The sequence below is a fragment of the Nitrospirillum guanabarense genome (assembly GCF_034653355.1).
Taxonomy (GTDB): Bacteria; Pseudomonadota; Alphaproteobacteria; order Azospirillales; family Azospirillaceae; genus Nitrospirillum.
In genome coordinates, this window is sequence record NZ_JAYEER010000004.1 from 2,494,945 (window position 1) to 2,512,579 (window position 17,635).

Below are 17,635 nucleotides of genomic sequence, written 5' to 3' on the forward strand. Positions count from 1 at the left end.
AGGCCGAAAACCGGGTGCGCCGGGTGCTGGTCATTCCAACACTGGTCATTCCAACACTCTGGCGATGGTCTCACAGGCGCGGCCCACCGTTTCGGCGTCATGCACCAAGGCCACGCGGATGAAGGGCTGTCCGGCATTGCTGCCGTCCGGCTCGGATCGGGTGAAATAGGCGCCGGGCAGCACACGTAATCCCGCCTCCCCCCACAGCCTGCGGGTGGCGGCCTCACCGTCCCCCACCTCCAGCCACAGGAAGAAGCCGCCGGCCGGCCGGTAGAAGCCGTAACGGCCGCCCAGCGCCGCCTCCGCCGCATCGATCTTCTGACGGTAGAGGCGCCGGTTCTCCTCCACATGCGCGTCATCGCCCCACAGCGCGGCGGCCGCCGCCAGCGCCGGCAGGGCGTTGCCGGCCAAGGCGTAGCTGCGCAGGCGGGTGAAGGCCTGGATCAGCTTGGGATCGCCGGCGATGAAGCCGGAGCGCAGGCCGGCGGCGCTGGACCGCTTGGACAGGGAGTTGAAGACCAGCAGGTTGGCCGTACCCTGGCCGCCCTTTTCGTTTTCCAGGGCGAGGGCGGCTTCGAACCCGCCCGGCGGCGGAACCCTGTCCCAGATCTCCGCATAGCATTCGTCCAGCGCCAGGACGAAGCCGTAGGCGCGGGCGAGGGTGATGGCCTTTTTCAGGTAGGCCAGGTCCGCCACCGCCCCTTGCGGGTTGGAGGGCGTGCACAGGTACATCAGCGCCGTTCGGGCCAGCAGATCGGGCGACAGGGCGTCCAAGTCGGGCAGGAAGCCGGTGGCACGGGTGGCGGGCATGAACACCGGCTCCGCCCCCGCGAGCGCCGCCGCGCCCTCATACACCGCGTAGAAGGGGTTGGGGATCAGCACTGCCGGCTGGCGGCCGTCCTTCTGTTGCGGTGTCGCCAGCAGCGCCACCTGGAACAGCGCCTCACGCGTGCCGGTGGCGGGCAGGATGCCCTTGTCCACGTCCACGAAGTCGGCCGGCAGGCCGTACCGGCGGCGGAGCCAGCCGTGCACGGCGGCGCGGAAGGGGGCCGTGCCGATGGTGGGCGGATATTTGCCCCAGTCGGCCAGCGGCGCCGCGGCCAGGGCTTGCGCCAGCAAGGCCGGCGGCTCGTGCTGCGGCTCACCGATGGACAGCATCAGGGGGGCGGTGTTGGTGCGCGGCGTCACGTCGGCCAGCAGCGCGGCCAGCCGGGTGAAGGGATAGTCCGACAAGCCGCCCAGCCGGCCGTTCAGGGCCGGGTTCACAATCGGGCGCGTCGTGACGGAAAGCCGGGAATCGGCCGCCAGTTCCATGGGAAAAATCGTGTCCGGACATATCGGGAAGACGCCCCGATATTAGCCGCCAGGATCAGCCCCCACAAGGCCCACGGCGCCTTCCGGTCCCCCGTCCCTGTCCGGAAAGCGCCTTAGAATCCGTGGATTTGCCCCTAAATGCTTAGAAACCCGATGAAAAGCCGCCCCACTTGTCCCACCATGGTCACGGGGCCGGATTCACAGGGCCGGCCGGCCGCGCTCGCCGGTGCGGATGCGCACCGCCTCGGCGATGTTCATGACGAAGATCTTGCCGTCGCCGATACGGCCGGTGTTGGCCGTGGCCTGTATGGCCTCGACCACGCTTTCCATCTGGTCGTCGGGCACCGCCACCTCGATCTTCACCTTGGGCAGGAAGTTCATGGCGTATTCCGCCCCACGATAGATTTCCGTCCGGCCCTGCTGCCGGCCGCAGCCCCGCACCTCGCTGACCGTCACGCCCAGATGCCCCATACCCGCCAAGGCCTCACGCACTTCATCCAGCTTGAACGGTTTCAACACCGCCACCACGAGCTTCATCGGCAGTCCTCAAAGGCCCGGGGCCCCGAAGCGCCCCTTACAAGGATAGGCGGCGCCGGTCGGCGAGCCTGCTGGGCGCCCGGGTGTTCAAGAAGCGTGCCGTATTCACAAGATTGTCGCGTCTAACCCTAAAGGGGGGACGCGGGTCGGGGCGGCGGCGATAAACCGCCAGCCCACCGCCGCTTTTTGGCGCACAGCCTGCCGCCGGATGATGCCGATCATGCCCCACCGCTCACAGAGTGGGGGCAATTGCATAAATTATAGGCAATCCAGGACTGGGGAACGGGCATATGCGCGGCACTGGACAAGCGCGGGTGCGGTCGCGATGCTGCGGCGTTGAGCTTTCCCCGTCCCTTCCCCTGTCCCAAGGCATCGCCGATGTCCACCCCCGTCCCCCGCACCGATACCGAGCTGATCGCTGATGTCGCCATCGTCGGCGGCGGCCTGGCCGGCCTGTCGCTGGCGGCGGCCCTGGGCACGGCCGGCGTACGCACCATCTGCATCGACCGCGACAGCCCCGCCCACCAGCTCGGCGCCACCTTCGACGGCCGCACCACCGCCGTTTCACACGGCAGCATGAAGATCCTGGAAGGGGCCGGGGTGTGGGCCCACCTGAACGGCGACGCCGGGCCCATCCTGGACATCCGCGTCACCGACCAGAACCGGCCGACCTTCCTCCATTACGATCACCGTGAGGTGGGCGACCGGCCCTTCGGCTACATCGTCGAGAACATCGTGCTGCGCCGGGCCCAGTTCGCCCGCCTGGCGGAGTTGCCGTCCGTCACCCACCTGGCACCGGTGGAGGTGACGACCCTGGATCGTGGCGACGCCAAAGGGGGCGCCGCCATGGCCACCATCACCCTGGCCGACGGCCGCCGCGTGCGCGCCCGCCTGGTGGTGGGCGCCGACGGGCGGGGCAGCCTGTGCCGCAAGGACGCCGGCATCGCCCTGGTCGGCGGCAGCTATGACCAGACGGCCATCGCCGTGACGGTGGAGCATGAATTCCCCCACCACGGCGTGGCGGTGGAGATGTTCCTGCCCAGCGGGCCCTTCGCCATGCTGCCCCTGACGGGCAACCGCACCTCCATCGTCTGGTCGGACAAGAGCGCGGCGGTGCCCCACTACATGGGCCTGGACGAGGCCGCCTTCACCGCCGAGCTGCAGACCCGCATCGGCGACTGGCTGGGCGCCGTGCGCCCCATCGGCGGGCGCTACAGCTTCCCCCTGTCGTGGCAGCACGCCCAACGCTACATCGACCGGCGCCTGGCGCTGATCAGCGAGACCATCCACGCCATGCACCCCATCGCCGGCCAGGGCCTGAACATGGGCCTGCGGGACCTGGCGGCATTGGCGGAGGTCATCGTCGACGCCTGGCGCCTGGGCCTGGACGTGGGCGGGGCCGCCACGCTGGAGCGATACCAGCGCTGGCGCCGCTTCGACAATGTCAGCCTGCTGGGCGTGACCGATGGCCTGACCCGCCTGTTCTCCAACGACATCGGGCCGCTGAAGGTGGCGCGCGGCCTGGGCCTGGCGGCGGTCAACTCCGCCCCCCTGATGCCGCTGAAGAAGCTGTTCATGCGCCACGCCATGGGCATCGTCGGCGAACTGCCCCGCCTGGTGCGGGGGGAGCCACTGTAACGGGGGGCGGATCCAGCGGCCTGGGCCGGCCACCGCGCCTTCCTTGGGGATGTGTTGCCTTGGGCGGACACATTGGATGAGAATGCGCCGCCGCCAAGGCAGCGGGGCCCCAGCGGCCTTGTTTCAAAAACAGGGCCTGACGCATGGGGACAGGAATGGAAGCGAAGACCGACCGCCGCACCGGGCGCCGGGTTCTGGCATGGCTGGGCGGGATCGCCGGCGTGGCGGTGGTGGGGATCGCGGGCCTGGGCGCGTGGTCGGCCTGGAGCCTGAACGCCAGCCTGCCCCAACTGGAGGGGACGGCCGTCATCCCCGGCCTGGGCGGCCCGGTGACCGTGGAGCGGGATGAGAACGGCGTGCCCACCCTGACGGGGCCTGACCGTGTGAGCCTGATGTACGCCCTGGGCTTCCTGCATGCCCAGGAGCGCTATTTCCAGATGGACCTGACGCGACGCAGTGCCGCCGGCGAGCTGTCGGACCTGGTGGGTCCGGCGGCGGCCAAAATCGACACGCCTCACCGCCTGCACCGCTTTCGCGACCGCGCCCACGCCGCCGTGGAACGCTCCAGCCCCGAGGAGCATGCCATGCTGGCGGCCTACACCGCCGGCGTGAACGCTGGGCTGGACGGGCTGAAGCGCGCGCCTTTCGAATACACCCTGCTGCGTCAGCACCCCAAGCCGTGGAGCCTGGAGGACACGCTGCTGGTCGTGGACGCCATGTATTTCGACCTTCAGTCCTCCGACGGCTGGGATGAGCGGCGGCTGGACCTGGCCATGGACCAGCTGGGCCCCCTGATGGCCAACTTCCTCTACCCCAAGGGAACGGAACTGGACGCGCCGCTGGACGGCAGCAAGCTGCCCGAGGCGCCCATGCCGCCCAGCTACACCCCCGCCATCAAGGTGGGGCAGGCGGTGCCGCAGCAGGATGAGGCCCTCATCCGTGGCAGCAACAACTGGGCGGTCGGCGGCGCCCTGACCGGCACCGGCGCCGCCATGGTGGCCAACGACATGCACCTGGGCCTGCGGGCGCCCAACACCTGGTACCGCGCCCGGCTGGTGGTCAAGCCCGCGGGGTCGGACACGCCTACCCTGGATCTGGTCGGCGTCACCCTGCCGGGCAACCCGCTGCTGGTGGTGGGCAGCAACAAGCATGTGGCCTGGGGCTACACCGACGCCTATGTCGACACCGGCGACGTGGTCATTCTGGAACCGGTGGACGGCGACCCCGACCGCTACAAGACACCGGACGGGCCCAAGACCCTGGAAAAGCACCGCCAGGTCCTGTGCCCCGCCCCCACCTGCCCCAGCATCACCATCGAGGACAGCGACTGGGGCCCGGTGGTGGGCACCGACGCGCAGGGCCGCAAGCTGGCCTACCGCTGGGTGGCGCATGACGTGGGGGCGGAGGTGATGACCGCGGGCGCCGCCCTGGAGCAGGCGGGATCGGTGGAGGAGGCGGTGGCCATCGCCCATCGCCTGCCCATCCCCAACGAGAACATGATGGTGGTCGACACCAAGGGCAACTTGGCCTGGACCGTCGTCGGCCTGGTACCCCGCCGCTTCGGCCACGACGGCACGCTGCCCACCAGCTGGGCCGACGGCAAGGCCGGCTGGAACGGCTACCTGTCGCCGGCGGAGGTGCCGGTGATCGCCAACCCCCAGAACGCGCGGCTGTGGACGGCCAACACCCGCGTGGTCGGCGGCGACGCGCTGGCCAGGTTGGGTTATGGCGACTACGCCCTGGGCAGCCGCGCCGGCCAAATCCGCGACGACCTGCTGGCCAAGGACGCCTTCACGGAGAAGGACCTGCTGGCCATCCAGCTGGACGACCGCGCGCCCATGCTGGATTTCTGGCAGCGGCTGATGCTGCAGGCCCTGGGCGAACGGGCCAGCGACCAGGCCCTGGCCAACCTGGTGGCGCCCGTGGAAAGCTGGGGGGGCCGTGCCGCCATCCCCTCCGTCGGCTATCGCCTGGTGCGCACCTTCCGCAGCGCGATCGTCGACCGGCTGTACCAGGCCTACACCGCGCCGCTGGCGGGCCCGGCCGGTGACCACGCCAACGACCTGGTCAGCCACCAGGCGGAGGGGCCGGCCCGCCGCCTGCTGACCGCCAAGCCCGCCGGCTTGGTGCCCCCTGGCTACAAGAGCTGGGACGCCCTGGTCGACGCCGCCCTGAAGGACGTGCGCGAGCGTATCGAACAGAACGGCGGCGACATCGCCCATTTCACCTGGGGCGACCGCAACCGCCTGGCCATCCACCACCCCCTGTCCACCGTGGCGCCGGTGCTGGCCCCCTACCTGGACCCGCCGGCGGAGCCCGTGGCCGGCGACCTGTACCAGCCGCGCGTGGCCGCGCCCAGCTTCGGCGCGTCGGAACGCCTGGTGGTGTCGCCTGGGCATGAGGACACCGGCCTGTTCCACATGCCCACGGGCCAGAGCGGCCACCCGCTGTCGCCCTATTACAACAAGGGGCATGAGGATTGGGTGCAGGGCCGCGCCACCCCGTTGCTGCCCGGCGCCACCCGCTGGCGCCTGACGCTGGAACCCGCCAAGCCCATCGCCACCCCTTGATGCGAAATGCGTGACAGCGCCGCAATCAACGCAGTCACGCATTCGGCAATTCCTGCCGGCGTTCTGCAACGAATACGGCAGACTTTACCCCAGCGTGTCCGTTTCAAAACCACCCATGACGCACTAGTGCATTGATTTCACTGTGGTCAATGCCTGGCCCATCCTGTGCTTGGGAACGCCCGTTTTCATTTGCGGGGTGCCTGCATCATGGATGGTGGCGTTGTTTCCGGCCTGAACTCGACCGATCGCGCTCCCGAGACGGAAGTCTCCACCGGCTCCTTCGCCCGGGCGTACCAGGAGGCGCACGCCGCCGCCGGCATCCAGCGCCTGGCGGTGACGCCGGTGCTGGAGATGATGGACATGGCCGGCGACCCGGACGCGCTGGACGCCTACCTCGCCCGCGCCCATGCCGATCTGCCCCTCAGCAGCGACAACGTCGATCGGCTGAAGGGCAATATGCACCTGGTCTTCCTGTTCCGCGACTTCCGCCGCCCCCTGGCCCGCGCCATGGAACGGATGAAGGACACCGGCTCCGGACCCTTCGTCGCGTTGCCCACCTGGATGAGCGCGCACCACCGCTTCGGCCTGCTGCGCACCGCCGGCTGTCTAGGCCTGAACAAGGAACTGGACGATTGGATCGCCGACCTGGATGCGCGCGGCGCGCCTGACGCCCCCGTCGCCTGCCCCTTCGGCCGCATGGCCCGCGCCGCCCGCCGCTTCTTCGCCGGGTCCGCGCTGTACAAACGCGCCGACCATTCGGTGCTGAGCATCGCCAAGACCGGCAGCAATACCGCCCTGCATGTGTGCTGGAGCCTGGTGGAGGCCGCCTATTACCTGGGCGTGGACCTGCCGGCGGCGGAATGGCGCGCCATGCTGTGGCGTTCGCGCAAGGAGATCGCCACCCTGGCCTCCGGCAGCCTGGGCATGATCGTCACCTTCCTTGAGGCGGCCCACCTGCACCCCCATGGCAACTCCGCCGTGAACCCCACCACGCATGAGGGCTCGCCCTTCCGCCTGGTGGGTGAGGGGGCCGACCGTCGCCTGGACCTGCGGCTGGACGGCATCACTCCCATGACCACCGGCCACGACCGGCTGTTCACCGGCTGCCCGGCCTTCCATGTCGGCGGCATGATCGACACCTATCTCAGCTGGGTGCTGGACATCGCCATCCACCACGGGCTGAACCGCCAGCCGGCGGCGACCCCGATGCTGAACCCGCTGGGTACCGTGGCGCCGCCGCCCTTGGGCGCCGGCCGCGCCATGACGCAGCAGGTGGCGGCGGGCCCGTCGCGCGACCCGTGAGCTTCGTCTCCAAAACTTGATCGGCCCCAAAACTTGATCGACGGGTCCTGACGGGGTAAGGCCAGGGGCTGAGCGCGGCGCGCTCGCCCTGAAGGACCCACCGCCATGAAGCCAGAAGACATCCAGGCCCGCGTGCTGTACCGCGACGCGCTGATGCTGATCATCGATAAGCCGGCAGGCCTGCCCGTGCACGCCGGCCCCGGCGGCGGCGATAATCTGGAACGCCATTTCGACGCCTTGCGCTTCGGCCTGCCCCGTGCGCCCACCCTGGCCCACCGTCTGGACCGCGACACCAGCGGCTGCCTGGTGCTGGGCCGGCACCCCAAGGCGCTGCGCAAGCTGGGCAAGCTGTTCCAGGAGGGGCGGGTGTCCAAGACCTATTGGGCCGTGGTGGCGGGATCGCCCCCGGCGGAGGAGGGCCGCATCGAAGCCAGCCTGTTCAAGCGCACCAACAAGAACGGCTGGAAGATGGAGGTGGTGCCCGACGGCACGCCCGACAGCCAGGCCAGCGTCACCGACTACAGGGTGCGCGGGCGGGCGGAGACACCGGACGGCCCCATCACCTGGGTGGAGCTGTATCCCCGCACCGGCCGCACCCATCAGATCCGCGTCCACATGGCCCATGTCGGCTGTCCCCTGCTGGGCGACCCGGCCTATGGCGGGCCGGCAGGCCAGCCGCTGCATCTGCATTCCCGTGGCATCACACTGCCGCTTTACCCCAGCCGCGACCCGGTGGGTGCCGAGGCCCCCGTGCCCGCCCACCTGCGCGCGGCGCTGAAACGCTGCGGCTGGGCGGGGGAGTAGAGCATCTTCGCGTTTCAGTGGTTGCCTATCTTGCAACCAGGAAATGTTCCTGATATGTTCCGATCCGACCTCATCACTGTCGGAGTCGAAAATGGATTTGCCTGTCTTAAGGAAATTCACGCTGGCCGACCCCGGCGGCGACGGGCGCCACGCCTATCTCAATGACCACGGCGCCTTCATCGGTGCCGCCGTTCCCCTGTTGGAGCGTGATGGCCGGGACCGTTGGCGGGCACGGGACCGTCGGGCACTGGTCCAGCTGTTCACCAAGGGATACGGCTACGCCAGTGACATGGATCGGCGGATGCGTCAGTTGGACCGCGTCGCCCACGCCCTGAATAAGGGCGAACCAGCCTTGGCCCACATCTCCCTGGTCCACGCGGCGCTACCGCCTTTGGCCAACGATGATGCCGCCCTGGCCATGCCGGAGCTGAGCGACGTGCTGCTCAAAGGCGGTTGGCAGGACGAACCTCGCATTCAAGAAGGCAACCCCGATGGGGGTGAGTGGACCACCAATGGCGAGAGTGCGAACTCTGGCGAACCGTCTAAGAAGGACCCATCCCACGCGGTGCAAGCGACACGACCCGATCCAAATAAAGATCAGGTCGTTATTAATAACAGTGATGGTTCCAAGGAAATTCGTAGTGGTGGAAGCCGGTCATGGCGCAATAATAACCCAGGTAGCCTTACCAGCCCGCCCATGCGTAAGAAAAAAACTTCGCACAGCGGCATGGAGCCATTGGTCGGGACGGAACGCAGGCCATTTTTCCCGACGAAGCAACGGGCATAGCAGCTCAAAAAGCCCTTCTACTTGGCCCATATGGTGACTACACCCTTGATGCCATGATTGGAAAATGGGCAAAAGTGGGAGTTGATGATATCCCTAAATACCGAAGTAACGTGAGCCAGTGGACCAGCCTGTCAGGAAAGGAGAAGGTCAAAGACCTTACACCTGACCAGCTTGCCGCTCTCATGGCTGCTCAACGCCGACAAGAGGGATGGAAAGTCGGAACAGTGACACGGATAGGGCCCTGATCATGCGCATCATAATCGCGAGCCTTATAGCTATCACAACCATTCTCTTCCTGGAAAATACGGCCAAGTCCGAAACATCAGAATGCCTAAAATATACTCCGGAAATTACCACTCTCACCGGCACACTCTGGATGAGGAAATACTATGGTCCGCCAAACTATGGCGAAGATCCGAAAACTGATAGTCTTGATAATTTTTACTTCTTGGAACTCAATAGACCAATCTGCGTTAGCTCTGAAGGCCATAACTCAGATGATGATTCCAATGACGAAAGCGAGTTCAATGTAACCGAGCTTCAGCTCGATTTATACGATCCAACCAGGATGAAATATCCCAAAGAAAGAGATCTTTTAAAAATGATTGGTCGGAGATTTACGATAACGGGGACTTTATGGCACGCCGCCTACGCTCATGATCACACCCCAGTCTACATGAATGTCAAATCCATAATGCCCGCCAAATAGTGCACCAGGATGGCGACGGATCCGCCTCGCACGAAATCTCACAGCCAAAGCGGGTCGATGGGGAAACGGGTGCGGACGACCTTGCCTTCCGGCTGGGCGAGCATCCAGGTACGCCACGCCTGGAAATAGGCGCCGGCGTAATGGGCGTCCAGGGCCGCCTTGTCCTCGAACACCTCCCATATGTAATAGACGCCGGGCTCATCCTTGGCCGCCGCGAAGTCAAAGCGGCGGCAGCCTGGCTCCAGCCGCGTTTGCTCGACGTTGACCTGCTGCAGGGCCAGCGCCCGCTCCCGCAACTCGGGGGCGACTTCCAGGCGGATCAGTTGGGCGATCATGGGGATGGTCCTTCAAGGATGGAAATCAGAGGGCGGGCTGGGTGACCATCAGCCAGAGGATGCCCAGCACCGCGGCGAATGCTGGGAAGCCGAAAGCGAACCAGACCCGGAACAGGTGGAAATAGGCGGGCGGCAGGGGCTGGCCCGTGCGTACCGCCGTGCGTGCCAGGTCGCGCATGCGGATCTGCATCCACACCACCGGCAGCCAGTCCGCCACCGCCGCCTTGGCCGCGTCGATGCGGGCCCAGCGCACCTGGGGCAAAGTCCGGGACGCCGCCATAATGTCACAGGATGAACCGGTCCCGCTCTTCCGGGGTCGGAAGGTAGCAGACCTCGCGTTTGCCGAACCAGCGCAAGCGGTTGCGGGCGATGACGGCGTAGAGCGCGTCCCGCAGGGGCAGGGGCAACACCCGGCCGACGGCCAGCAGCGACCAGGGAAAGCCCAGAAGCTCGAACACACGGATGGAGCTGTCGGACTTCACCCGCACCAGCCCATCCTCCAGCACCAGGTTGGTCTGGTAGTCCACCGGGTCCAGCCCGTAATGCCGATAGAACGCCGCGCCCAGCGGCGTCTGCGCCGCCATCAGCCGAAAGCGCCCAGCCCGGTCATGCCGCATCACGAATTGGGCGAAGCCGGAGCACAGGACGCAATGGCCGTCGAAGATGATGATGGGCCGGTCATCCGGAAACGCCGGGACGGAGGGATCATCGCGGTAGCTGTACGCGGCCATGGGGTCGTCCTGGTAGGCTATGTACTTCCACTTTAACCCGCCATTAGACCCCCAGCCAACTGAGCCCGCCCGGCAACTCCCCCAGGGCGTAGTCGACCTGCAGCACCCGGCGGTGGCGGGGGCGGACGGCGGCGTCGGAGGCGTGCAGGATCAGGGTGGCATAAAGCCAGACGTCGCCGGCCTCCGCCAGGCAGGCGACTTGGCCGTAACGGCGCACGGCCTCCTCGATATCGCCCAACGCCACCCTGCCCAGGCGGTGGGACCCTGGCGCCACCAGCAGGGGCGCGTTGTCGGCATCCACGGGATCGAGATGGACACGCAGGGTGACCATGCCTGCCAGCAGATCGGCCGGCGGCGCCACGTGGATCAGGCCGTCCTTCACGCTCCACGGGCCATAGCCCGGCACCTCCAGCCGCGCCGCCACGGCGATGGTGCGGTCCTGGTGCCAGCCCAGGCCCCAATTGCCATCGGCGCTCTTGTCGAACAGGACGGCGCGAACCGGCCGGGCGCCAGGGCCTAGGACGGACACGGCGAGGCTCCCCACGGGTCCATCCGACTTCAGGAAGGCGGTTAGTCCGGCGAAACCATGCAGGCGCACGCCCGCACGACCCGGGGGAACGTTCGACAGCACCTGGACCAACCGCGCCACGTTGGTTGGCGACAGCACGGCGGGGTGCCGTTCGGCACCGTCGCGGGCGAAGGTCATCACGGCGTCTTGCTTCCTTTCGCCAGGCGCAGGAGGGTGCCGTTGTGATCCTCCGTCACCAGCACGCTGCCGTCGGGCAAGCGGGCAAGCGATACCGGCGCGCCCTGGGGATGGTCGCCGGTGACGGCGTTCCAGCCGAGGATGACGTCCTTCAGCGGGCCGGTGGGGCGGCCCTGGGCGTCGACGGGCAAGGCCACCACGCGATGGCCGGTGTCGCGATAGCCGTGCAGGGTGATCAGCAGGGTGCCGGCCAGACCGGGCAGGGGACCGTCGGCATAAGGCAACAGGCTCAAGGGGGCGGCGTGGGGCGGCAGCAGCAGGGTGGGGGCCTGCTTGGCCTTGCAATCGGTTTGGCTATAATGGCTGCGGTATTCCGGGCTGGGCACGCCCTGGTCATAGCAATAGGGCCAGCCGTAATCGGCGCCCTGCCTCAGCGTCAGGTAAAGGTCGTGCGGCGCATCCTCATCGGCCAGGGCCGGATCGGCGTCGGAGATGTTGTCGCGGGCGTTGGTGGCGGTCACCACCCGGCTGCCCGCCAATACCGCCAGCGCCACGGCGTTGCGCAGGCCCCGGGCATAGGGCTGCACGCCGGCGACGCTCACGGGCGCGTCGCCCGGCGTCACCTGCAGGATGACGCCCCGGGGCGTGGCGCCCATGGTTTCCGGGCAGGGGACGTCGGCCCGGGGCGGCGTGTCATCGCCCTTCTTGCCGCCCGGGGTTTCGCAATGGTCGGTGCCGGAGCCGACATTGACGAACAGCGACCCATCCGGCGCCGCCGCCAGGGCCGCCAGGGGGTGCAGGCCTTCCTTGGGCAAGCCCGTGACCACGTCGCGTAGGCTGGCCGCCACGTCGGCGGCGTTGGGATCCAGGCTGACGATACGGCCCAGCACGCTCATGTACAGGCGCCCGCCGGGGGCGGGCACCAGCGCATGGGGCTCATCCAGGCCGGCCAGCAGCACCTCGGGGGCCGCCCGGCCGCCGTCCTTCAGACGCAGGAGGCGACCGTGGCTGTGGCGCCAGCCGCCCAGGTCGACAACATAGACGTCGGTGCCCAGCACCGCCACGCCGCGGGTGAAGCCCAGCTGGCTGGCCACCAGGCCCACGCACAGGCCCGGCGCCGTCTTCAGGTTCACCGCCGGGAAGCCATCGCATTGGCCCTGGGTGGTGTAGCCGATGTGCACGCGGCCCAAGGCTGGCGGGCAGCCCACCAGCAGGCCCATGATCAGGAATGCACTTGCAGCAAGCACACGTTTCATAGGCATCGCCCCCGTGCCGATGGTCCGGCACAAACATAGGCGCGGGGGCGCCTGCCGGCCAGCCGCCTCCTTTAATGTGAGGCGGGCGGGCGGGCGATGGCGTTCAGTTCGGCCATCACCTCATCCGTCAGCTGCACCTCGGCCGCGGCCAGATTCTGCCGCAGGTGGGCGACGGAAGAGGTGCCCGGGATCAACAGGATGTTGGGCGAACGGCGCAGCAGCCAGGCCAGGGCCACCTGCATCGGCGTGGCGCCCAGACGGGCCGCCACGTCGGACAGGGTGGACGACTGCAGGGGGCTGAAGCCGCCCAGCGGGAAGAAGGGCACGTAGGCGGTGCCGTCGCGGGCCAGGGCGTCGATCAGGGCGTCGTCGGCGCGATGGACCAGGTTGTAAAGGTTCTGCACGCAGGCGATGCGGCAGATGCGGCGGCCTTCCGCGACCTGCGTCGCCGTCACGTTGCTGAGCCCGATGTGGCGGATCAGACCCTGGCGCTGAAGCTCGGCCAGCACAGTCAGCGGCGCCTCGATGGAGCCCTCGGTGGGGCCGTGCACGTCGAACATGGCGCGGAAATTCACCACCTCCAGAACATCCAGCCCCAGGTTGCGCAAGTTGTCGTGCACCGCCTGGACCAGCTGTTCGCGCGAGAAGGCGGGGTTCCACGACGCGTCGGTCCCGCGCAGGGCGCCGACCTTGGTCACGATGACCAGGTCGTCGGCGTAGGGCTGCAACGCCTCGCGGATCAGCTGGTTGGTGACATGGGGGCCGTAGAAGTCGCTGGTGTCGATGTGGTTGACGCCGGCGGCCACGGCGGCGCGCAGCACGGCCAGCGCCGCGTCGCGGTCCTTGGGCGGGCCGAACACGCCGGGCCCAGCCAACTGCATGGCGCCGTAGCCCAGGCGGTTCACGGCGCGGGTACCCAGCGTGTAGGTGCTGTCGCTCATGATGGTCATCCTGATTGAGGTGAAGATGCCGTAGAGATAGGCGCCGCTTGCCTGTACGATAATCCAGCACAGTCGGAACAGGTTGTTCGGGAATACGAACAATGAAAGTCGATCTCGGTGATCTGAACGCCTTTGTGACGGTGGCGCGCGCCCGGGGCTTCCGCGACGGCGCGCGGGCCAGCGGCGCCAGCGCCTCCGGCCTCAGCGAGGCGGTCAGCCGGCTGGAGACGCAGCTGGGCGTGCGGCTGCTGAACCGCACCACACGTAGCGTGGTTCCGACGGAGGCGGGGCAGCGCCTGCTGGAACGGCTGGGACCAGCACTGACCGAGGTGGAAACGGCGCTGGACGTGGTCAACAGCTTCCGCGACCGGCCGGCCGGCACCCTGCGCCTGAACGTGCCCATCAGCGCCGTGCGCCTGGTGCTGCCCGCCATCGTGCCGGGCTTCCTGGCCGCCTATCCCGACATCGAGCTGGAGGTGACGGCCGAGGACACCTTCGTCGACGTGCTGGCGGCGGGCTGCGACGCCGGCATCCGCTATGGTGAGCGGTTGGAGCAGGACATGATCGCCGTGCCCATCGGGCCGCGTGTGCAGCGCTTCGCCACCGCCGCCGCGCCGCGCTATCTCGACCGCCGTGGCCGGCCGGAACATCCGCGCGATCTGCTGAATCACGCCTGCCTGCGCGGGCGCTTCTCCTACGGCCCCACGCCGCTGTGGGAGTTTGAGCGGGAAGGGGAGACGGTGCACGTCGACCCCAAGGGACCCCTGCTGGTCAGCATGGGCACGGCCACGGATCTGGCCGTCGACGCCGCCATCGCCGGGACCGGCATCATCATGATGTTCGAGGATTGGCTGCGCCCGCATCTGGACAGCGGCGCCCTGGAACCGGTACTGGAGCCCTGGTGGCTGAGCTTTCCCGGACCCTTCCTGTATTACCCCGGCCGCCGCCTGGTGCCCGCGCCCTTGCGCGCCTTCATTGACTTCATCAAGTCGGCCGCGAAATGACAATGGGTATGCCGCCGGCGAAAAGGCCGGCTCGCATACGTATGATTGAATTTACAAGGAAAGTGGCGGAGGGGATGGGATTCGAACCCACGATACGGTTTTGGCCGTATACCCGCTTTCCAGGCGAGCGCCTTCAACCACTCGGCCACCCCTCCGTCCGGAATGGGGCGGGACCATATAGAGACACGCGCGCCTCGGCAAGTGCCTTTTCATGGCGTCCCGCGCAAGGCTGATTTTTCCCGGGACGGCTCAGCCCTCGCCCTCTTGGGCGCCCTCCTGGGCCGGCTTCACCCGCTCCCCGAACAGGGCGGTGCCGACGCGCACCTGGGTGGCGCCCATGCGCACCGCCAGGTCGTAGTCGCCGCTCATGCCCATCGAGATCTCGGGCAGGCCGGCCTTGCGCGCCAGGTCGGCCAAGAGCGCGAAGTGCATGGCCGGCTCCTCCTCCGCCGGCGGAATGGCCATCAGGCCGACGATCTCCAACCCATGGATCTCGCGGCAAGCGGCCAGGAAGGCGGGCACGTCGGCCGGGGCGATGCCGGCCTTCTGCGGCTCCTCGCCCGTGTTCACCTCCACCAGCAGGCGGGGCAGGCGGCCTTGGCGCTTGCCCTCGGCGGCCAGGGCCTCGGCCAGGCGCTCGCGGTCCACGGTCTGGATGACGTCGAACAGGGCCACGGCGTCCTTCACCTTGTTGGTCTGCAGCGGGCCGATCAGGTGCAGTTCCACGTCGGGGTACTCGACCTTGAGGTCGGTCCACTTGGCCTTGGCCTCCTGCACCCGGTTTTCGCCGAACACCCGCTGGCCGGCCTCAAGCGCCGCCCGGATCTTCTCCACCGGCTGCACCTTGGACACGGCCACGAGGCTGACGGTGGCCGGATCGCGGCCCACGCCGCGGGCGGCACCGTCGATGACGCCGCGCACGGTGGCGAGGCGGGTGACGACGTCGGCATCCACGGGCGGGGCGGGCGGGGCGGGGGGCTTGCTGGCGCGGGTCATGATGGGGCCACGGTTGTGTATGGGCGGTTGTGTGCGGACGGGATCAACGGTAAAGCGTGCCCCAGGCGTGATCGGGGGCCGGTCGGGTCCGGGCACGCGCGACTTTCCTGCGCCGCGCCGGCCAAGGCAAGGCTCCCGTATCGGCAACCGCCACCTATATCACTTGTCCCGCCGCATCCCAGGACACGGAAGCCCATCCATGACCCGCCTCCCCGCCGCCCTCTGCGCCGCCACCGCCCTGTTGGCGCCCTTGCACGCGGCCCGGGCCGAGGTCGACTACCACCTGTCCGGCGTGGCCCAGGGTGGGGTGGTGGGAACCGACCGCCCCGCCGTGGATGATGGCCATTGGGACGCGGTCGGCGCCTATGCCGTCACCGGCAGCGTGGAGACGGTGACCGACAGCGGCGTCACCTATGGCGCGCTGCTGCGCGTCGGCTCCGGCAACACCGGGCGCAGCACGGACCGGCCGGGCAGCGCCGACCGCCAGGGGATCGGCATCGACCAGGCCTACGTCTATGCCTCCGGCGGCTGGGGGAAGGTGCGCCTGGGCCAGAGCTGGGGGGCGTCGGAGCGGGCGACGGACCTGTTGCCCCTGCTGGTGGGCGGGGAGATGGACGGCTTCTGGACGCAGAGCGCCCGCGTGCGGCCACCGGGCATGGCCCTGGGCCGCGCCTATGCCGGGCGCGACAGCGACGATGCCGCCAAGGTCGATTATGAGACGCCCCGCCTGTTCGGGGTGAAGGCCGGCTTTTCCTACGCCCCCGAGCGCCGGGCCTTCGGCCAGGACATCGTGGCGCCCTACGCCATCCCGGCAGAGACGAACTTCTGGGAAGGGGCGGTCAACTACCGTGGCGATTGGGGCCCCACCCAGTATGAGGTGGGTGTGGCCTATAACCACGCCAACGCCGCCCACAGTTGGCTGGAGGACACGTCGACCGTCACCCTGGCCGGCGGCCTGACCTATGGCGGCTTCACCGTCGGCGCCGTGCTGTTCGACGACGGCGACAGCGGCCTGCCGCACGACCGCCCGGCCAACGCGCCCGGTGAGACCCGGGGCGCCACCCTGCAGGGCACTTATGAGAATGGCCCCTATGGCCTGACCCTGTTCTGGCACGGCAGCGAGACCGAGAACTGGACCACCTATCGCGCCTATGGCCTGGGCCTGTCGTGGAAGGTGCGGGGCGACACCACCCTGGGCCTGGACCTCATCCATTGGACGGCCGACCTGGAAAGCGGCAACCAGAGCGCGATGGCGGGCCAGTCCAGCCCCCGCCCGACAGGTAACGTGGCCACCGCCGTGGTAGAATTCCGTTTCTAGGTTTTCGTCCACCGCCGCCAGTCCTGCCGCGCGCCGATGTTACACTTGGCCGCCCCGTTTGGCCGGCCTTGCGTCCCAGCGGCTTTTTTGATCTAAGGAACCGTTCTCGTGACCCTGGGTGACAATCACATGCCGTCGCGCTCCGCTTTTCTCATTGGCCGCTCCCTCCTGGTTGCCGGACTTCTGCTTTCCACGTCCGCTTGTTCCTGGCTGGGCTGGGGCGATGACGACGACGCGAAGGCCGCGCCCAAGCCCGTCTCGATCCTGATGCGCCAGAATACTTCTGGCCCGGTCGGCACGTCCAACACGGCCGTGCAGGCGGTGGGCCCGACGGTCAACGCCTTCCTGTGGCGCGCGTCGCTGGACACCATCGGCTTCCTGCCGCTGATTTCGGCCGACCCTTACACCGGCGTGATCATCACCGATTGGTACAGCCCGCCCAGCACCCCGGGCGAGCGGTTCAAGATCAACCTGTATGTCCTGGACAGCACGCTCCGCGCCGACGGCGTGCGCGTGACCGTGTTCCGCCAGGTCGACCAGAACGGCCAGTGGCGCGACGCCACCGTGGCCGCCGAAACCAACAGCCAGCTTGAGGACACCGTCCTCACCCGGGCGCGGCAGCTGCGCATCCAGCAGGGCCCGTCCAAGTAAGCTGATTCATCGCCGGCGGGCGACTGTCTCCTCTCG

General features: G+C 68.2%; 18 protein-coding genes and 1 tRNA gene. 9 read left to right on the forward strand and 10 right to left on the reverse strand.

The window, feature by feature from the left end:
* Positions 1 to 45: 45 nt before the first annotated feature.
* Positions 46 to 1,314 carry an aminotransferase class I/II-fold pyridoxal phosphate-dependent enzyme gene (locus UAA55_RS29710; RefSeq protein ID WP_322957380.1) on the reverse strand — a complete coding sequence of 423 codons (1,269 nt, stop codon included), beginning with the start codon at positions 1,312 to 1,314 and terminating at the stop codon, positions 46 to 48.
* Positions 1,315 to 1,512: 198 nt separating this feature from the next.
* Positions 1,513 to 1,851 carry a P-II family nitrogen regulator gene (locus UAA55_RS29715; RefSeq protein ID WP_322957381.1) on the reverse strand — a complete coding sequence of 113 codons (339 nt, stop codon included), beginning with the start codon at positions 1,849 to 1,851 and terminating at the stop codon, positions 1,513 to 1,515.
* Between the two features lie 378 nt (positions 1,852 to 2,229).
* Between UAA55_RS29715 and UAA55_RS29720 the strand changes: the two genes are divergently transcribed.
* The 6 genes from UAA55_RS29720 (at position 2,230) to UAA55_RS29745 (ending at position 9,661) form a co-directional block, all read left to right on the forward strand.
* Positions 2,230 to 3,489, forward strand: coding sequence for a UbiH/UbiF/VisC/COQ6 family ubiquinone biosynthesis hydroxylase (locus tag UAA55_RS29720; RefSeq protein WP_322957382.1), 1,260 nt, complete (start codon positions 2,230 to 2,232; stop codon positions 3,487 to 3,489).
* Positions 3,490 to 3,644: 155 nt separating this feature from the next.
* Positions 3,645 to 6,059: a penicillin acylase family protein gene (locus UAA55_RS29725; RefSeq protein WP_322957383.1), complete on the forward strand. Its 2,415-nt coding sequence runs from the start codon at positions 3,645 to 3,647 to the stop codon at positions 6,057 to 6,059.
* A gap of 207 nt (positions 6,060 to 6,266) precedes the next feature.
* Positions 6,267 to 7,361, forward strand: coding sequence for a hypothetical protein (locus UAA55_RS29730; protein WP_322957384.1), 1,095 nt, complete (start codon positions 6,267 to 6,269; stop codon positions 7,359 to 7,361).
* A 105-nt stretch (positions 7,362 to 7,466) separates the two neighbouring features.
* Positions 7,467 to 8,165 (forward strand): RluA family pseudouridine synthase, encoded by a 699-nt coding sequence (locus UAA55_RS29735; RefSeq protein ID WP_322957385.1) that lies wholly within the window; start codon positions 7,467 to 7,469, stop codon positions 8,163 to 8,165.
* Between the two features lie 91 nt (positions 8,166 to 8,256).
* Positions 8,257 to 8,952, forward strand: coding sequence for a hypothetical protein (locus UAA55_RS29740; RefSeq protein WP_322957386.1), 696 nt, complete (start codon positions 8,257 to 8,259; stop codon positions 8,950 to 8,952).
* 247 nt (positions 8,953 to 9,199) lie between these two features.
* Positions 9,200 to 9,661 carry a DUF4431 domain-containing protein gene (locus UAA55_RS29745; protein WP_322957387.1) on the forward strand — a complete coding sequence of 154 codons (462 nt, stop codon included), beginning with the start codon at positions 9,200 to 9,202 and terminating at the stop codon, positions 9,659 to 9,661.
* Positions 9,662 to 9,699: 38 nt separating this feature from the next.
* Here UAA55_RS29745 and UAA55_RS29750 read toward each other — a convergent pair whose 3' ends face one another.
* From UAA55_RS29750 to UAA55_RS29775, 6 genes are all read right to left on the reverse strand, one after another.
* On the reverse strand, positions 9,700 to 9,996 hold the full coding sequence (locus UAA55_RS29750; protein WP_322957388.1) for a putative quinol monooxygenase: 297 nt from the start codon (positions 9,994 to 9,996) through the stop codon (positions 9,700 to 9,702).
* Between the two features lie 25 nt (positions 9,997 to 10,021).
* Positions 10,022 to 10,276 (reverse strand): DUF2269 family protein, encoded by a 255-nt coding sequence (locus tag UAA55_RS29755; RefSeq protein WP_322957390.1) that lies wholly within the window; start codon positions 10,274 to 10,276, stop codon positions 10,022 to 10,024.
* Positions 10,277 to 10,280: 4 nt separating this feature from the next.
* Positions 10,281 to 10,727, reverse strand: a complete 447-nt coding sequence (locus UAA55_RS29760; protein WP_322957391.1) for a thiol-disulfide oxidoreductase DCC family protein — start codon at positions 10,725 to 10,727, stop codon at positions 10,281 to 10,283.
* A 43-nt stretch (positions 10,728 to 10,770) separates the two neighbouring features.
* Positions 10,771 to 11,433: a phytanoyl-CoA dioxygenase family protein gene (locus tag UAA55_RS29765; protein ID WP_322957793.1), complete on the reverse strand. Its 663-nt coding sequence runs from the start codon at positions 11,431 to 11,433 to the stop codon at positions 10,771 to 10,773.
* Complete coding sequence (locus tag UAA55_RS29770; RefSeq protein ID WP_322957392.1) at positions 11,433 to 12,689, reverse strand: PQQ-dependent sugar dehydrogenase; 1,257 nt, start codon at positions 12,687 to 12,689, stop codon at positions 11,433 to 11,435. The genes UAA55_RS29765 and UAA55_RS29770 overlap by 1 nt, the downstream gene beginning before the upstream one ends.
* A 71-nt stretch (positions 12,690 to 12,760) precedes the next feature.
* Entirely contained in the window at positions 12,761 to 13,630 is an 870-nt protein-coding gene (locus UAA55_RS29775; protein ID WP_416235232.1) for an aldo/keto reductase family oxidoreductase, read from the reverse strand.
* Between the two features lie 101 nt (positions 13,631 to 13,731).
* Between UAA55_RS29775 and UAA55_RS29780 the strand changes: the two genes are divergently transcribed.
* A complete protein-coding gene (locus tag UAA55_RS29780; protein ID WP_322957393.1) occupies positions 13,732 to 14,634 on the forward strand; it encodes a LysR family transcriptional regulator in 903 nt (300 codons plus the stop codon).
* 63 nt (positions 14,635 to 14,697) lie between these two features.
* On the opposite strand, the gene UAA55_RS29785 is transcribed toward UAA55_RS29780, so the two are convergent.
* Together UAA55_RS29785 and UAA55_RS29790 are read right to left on the reverse strand one after the other, a co-directional pair.
* Positions 14,698 to 14,789 (reverse strand) — tRNA-Ser (locus UAA55_RS29785).
* 94 nt (positions 14,790 to 14,883) lie between these two features.
* Complete coding sequence (locus UAA55_RS29790) at positions 14,884 to 15,630, reverse strand: YggS family pyridoxal phosphate-dependent enzyme (protein WP_322957396.1); 747 nt, start codon at positions 15,628 to 15,630, stop codon at positions 14,884 to 14,886.
* Between the two features lie 199 nt (positions 15,631 to 15,829).
* On the opposite strand from UAA55_RS29790, the gene UAA55_RS29795 reads away from it, so the two are divergent.
* Positions 15,830 to 16,948 carry a porin gene (locus UAA55_RS29795; protein WP_322957398.1) on the forward strand — a complete coding sequence of 373 codons (1,119 nt, stop codon included), beginning with the start codon at positions 15,830 to 15,832 and terminating at the stop codon, positions 16,946 to 16,948.
* Between the two features lie 108 nt (positions 16,949 to 17,056).
* Complete coding sequence (locus UAA55_RS29800; RefSeq protein ID WP_246134389.1) at positions 17,057 to 17,599, forward strand: DUF3576 domain-containing protein; 543 nt, start codon at positions 17,057 to 17,059, stop codon at positions 17,597 to 17,599.
* Positions 17,600 to 17,635: the final 36 nt, after the last annotated feature.

What these genes read in the sequence shown, in the direction of transcription:
- UAA55_RS29710 (WP_322957380.1), bottom strand. Translation starts at nt 1,314, where the DNA reads ATGGAACTGGCGGCCGATTCCCGGCTTTCCGTCACGACGCGCCCGATT.
- UAA55_RS29715 (WP_322957381.1), bottom strand. Translation starts at nt 1,851, where the DNA reads ATGAAGCTCGTGGTGGCGGTGTTGAAACCGTTCAAGCTGGATGAAGTG.
- UAA55_RS29720 (WP_322957382.1), top strand. Translation starts at nt 2,230, where the DNA reads ATGTCCACCCCCGTCCCCCGCACCGATACCGAGCTGATCGCTGATGTC.
- UAA55_RS29725 (WP_322957383.1), top strand. Translation starts at nt 3,645, where the DNA reads ATGGAAGCGAAGACCGACCGCCGCACCGGGCGCCGGGTTCTGGCATGG.
- UAA55_RS29730 (WP_322957384.1), top strand. Translation starts at nt 6,267, where the DNA reads ATGGATGGTGGCGTTGTTTCCGGCCTGAACTCGACCGATCGCGCTCCC.
- UAA55_RS29735 (WP_322957385.1), top strand. Translation starts at nt 7,467, where the DNA reads ATGAAGCCAGAAGACATCCAGGCCCGCGTGCTGTACCGCGACGCGCTG.
- UAA55_RS29740 (WP_322957386.1), top strand. Translation starts at nt 8,257, where the DNA reads ATGGATTTGCCTGTCTTAAGGAAATTCACGCTGGCCGACCCCGGCGGC.
- UAA55_RS29745 (WP_322957387.1), top strand. Translation starts at nt 9,200, where the DNA reads ATGCGCATCATAATCGCGAGCCTTATAGCTATCACAACCATTCTCTTC.
- UAA55_RS29750 (WP_322957388.1), bottom strand. Translation starts at nt 9,996, where the DNA reads ATGATCGCCCAACTGATCCGCCTGGAAGTCGCCCCCGAGTTGCGGGAG.
- UAA55_RS29755 (WP_322957390.1), bottom strand. Translation starts at nt 10,276, where the DNA reads ATGGCGGCGTCCCGGACTTTGCCCCAGGTGCGCTGGGCCCGCATCGAC.
- UAA55_RS29760 (WP_322957391.1), bottom strand. Translation starts at nt 10,727, where the DNA reads ATGGCCGCGTACAGCTACCGCGATGATCCCTCCGTCCCGGCGTTTCCG.
- UAA55_RS29765 (WP_322957793.1), bottom strand. Translation starts at nt 11,433, where the DNA reads ATGACCTTCGCCCGCGACGGTGCCGAACGGCACCCCGCCGTGCTGTCG.
- UAA55_RS29770 (WP_322957392.1), bottom strand. Translation starts at nt 12,689, where the DNA reads ATGAAACGTGTGCTTGCTGCAAGTGCATTCCTGATCATGGGCCTGCTG.
- UAA55_RS29775 (WP_416235232.1), bottom strand. Translation starts at nt 13,630, where the DNA reads ATGAGCGACAGCACCTACACGCTGGGTACCCGCGCCGTGAACCGCCTG.
- UAA55_RS29780 (WP_322957393.1), top strand. Translation starts at nt 13,732, where the DNA reads ATGAAAGTCGATCTCGGTGATCTGAACGCCTTTGTGACGGTGGCGCGC.
- UAA55_RS29790 (WP_322957396.1), bottom strand. Translation starts at nt 15,630, where the DNA reads ATGACCCGCGCCAGCAAGCCCCCCGCCCCGCCCGCCCCGCCCGTGGAT.
- UAA55_RS29795 (WP_322957398.1), top strand. Translation starts at nt 15,830, where the DNA reads ATGACCCGCCTCCCCGCCGCCCTCTGCGCCGCCACCGCCCTGTTGGCG.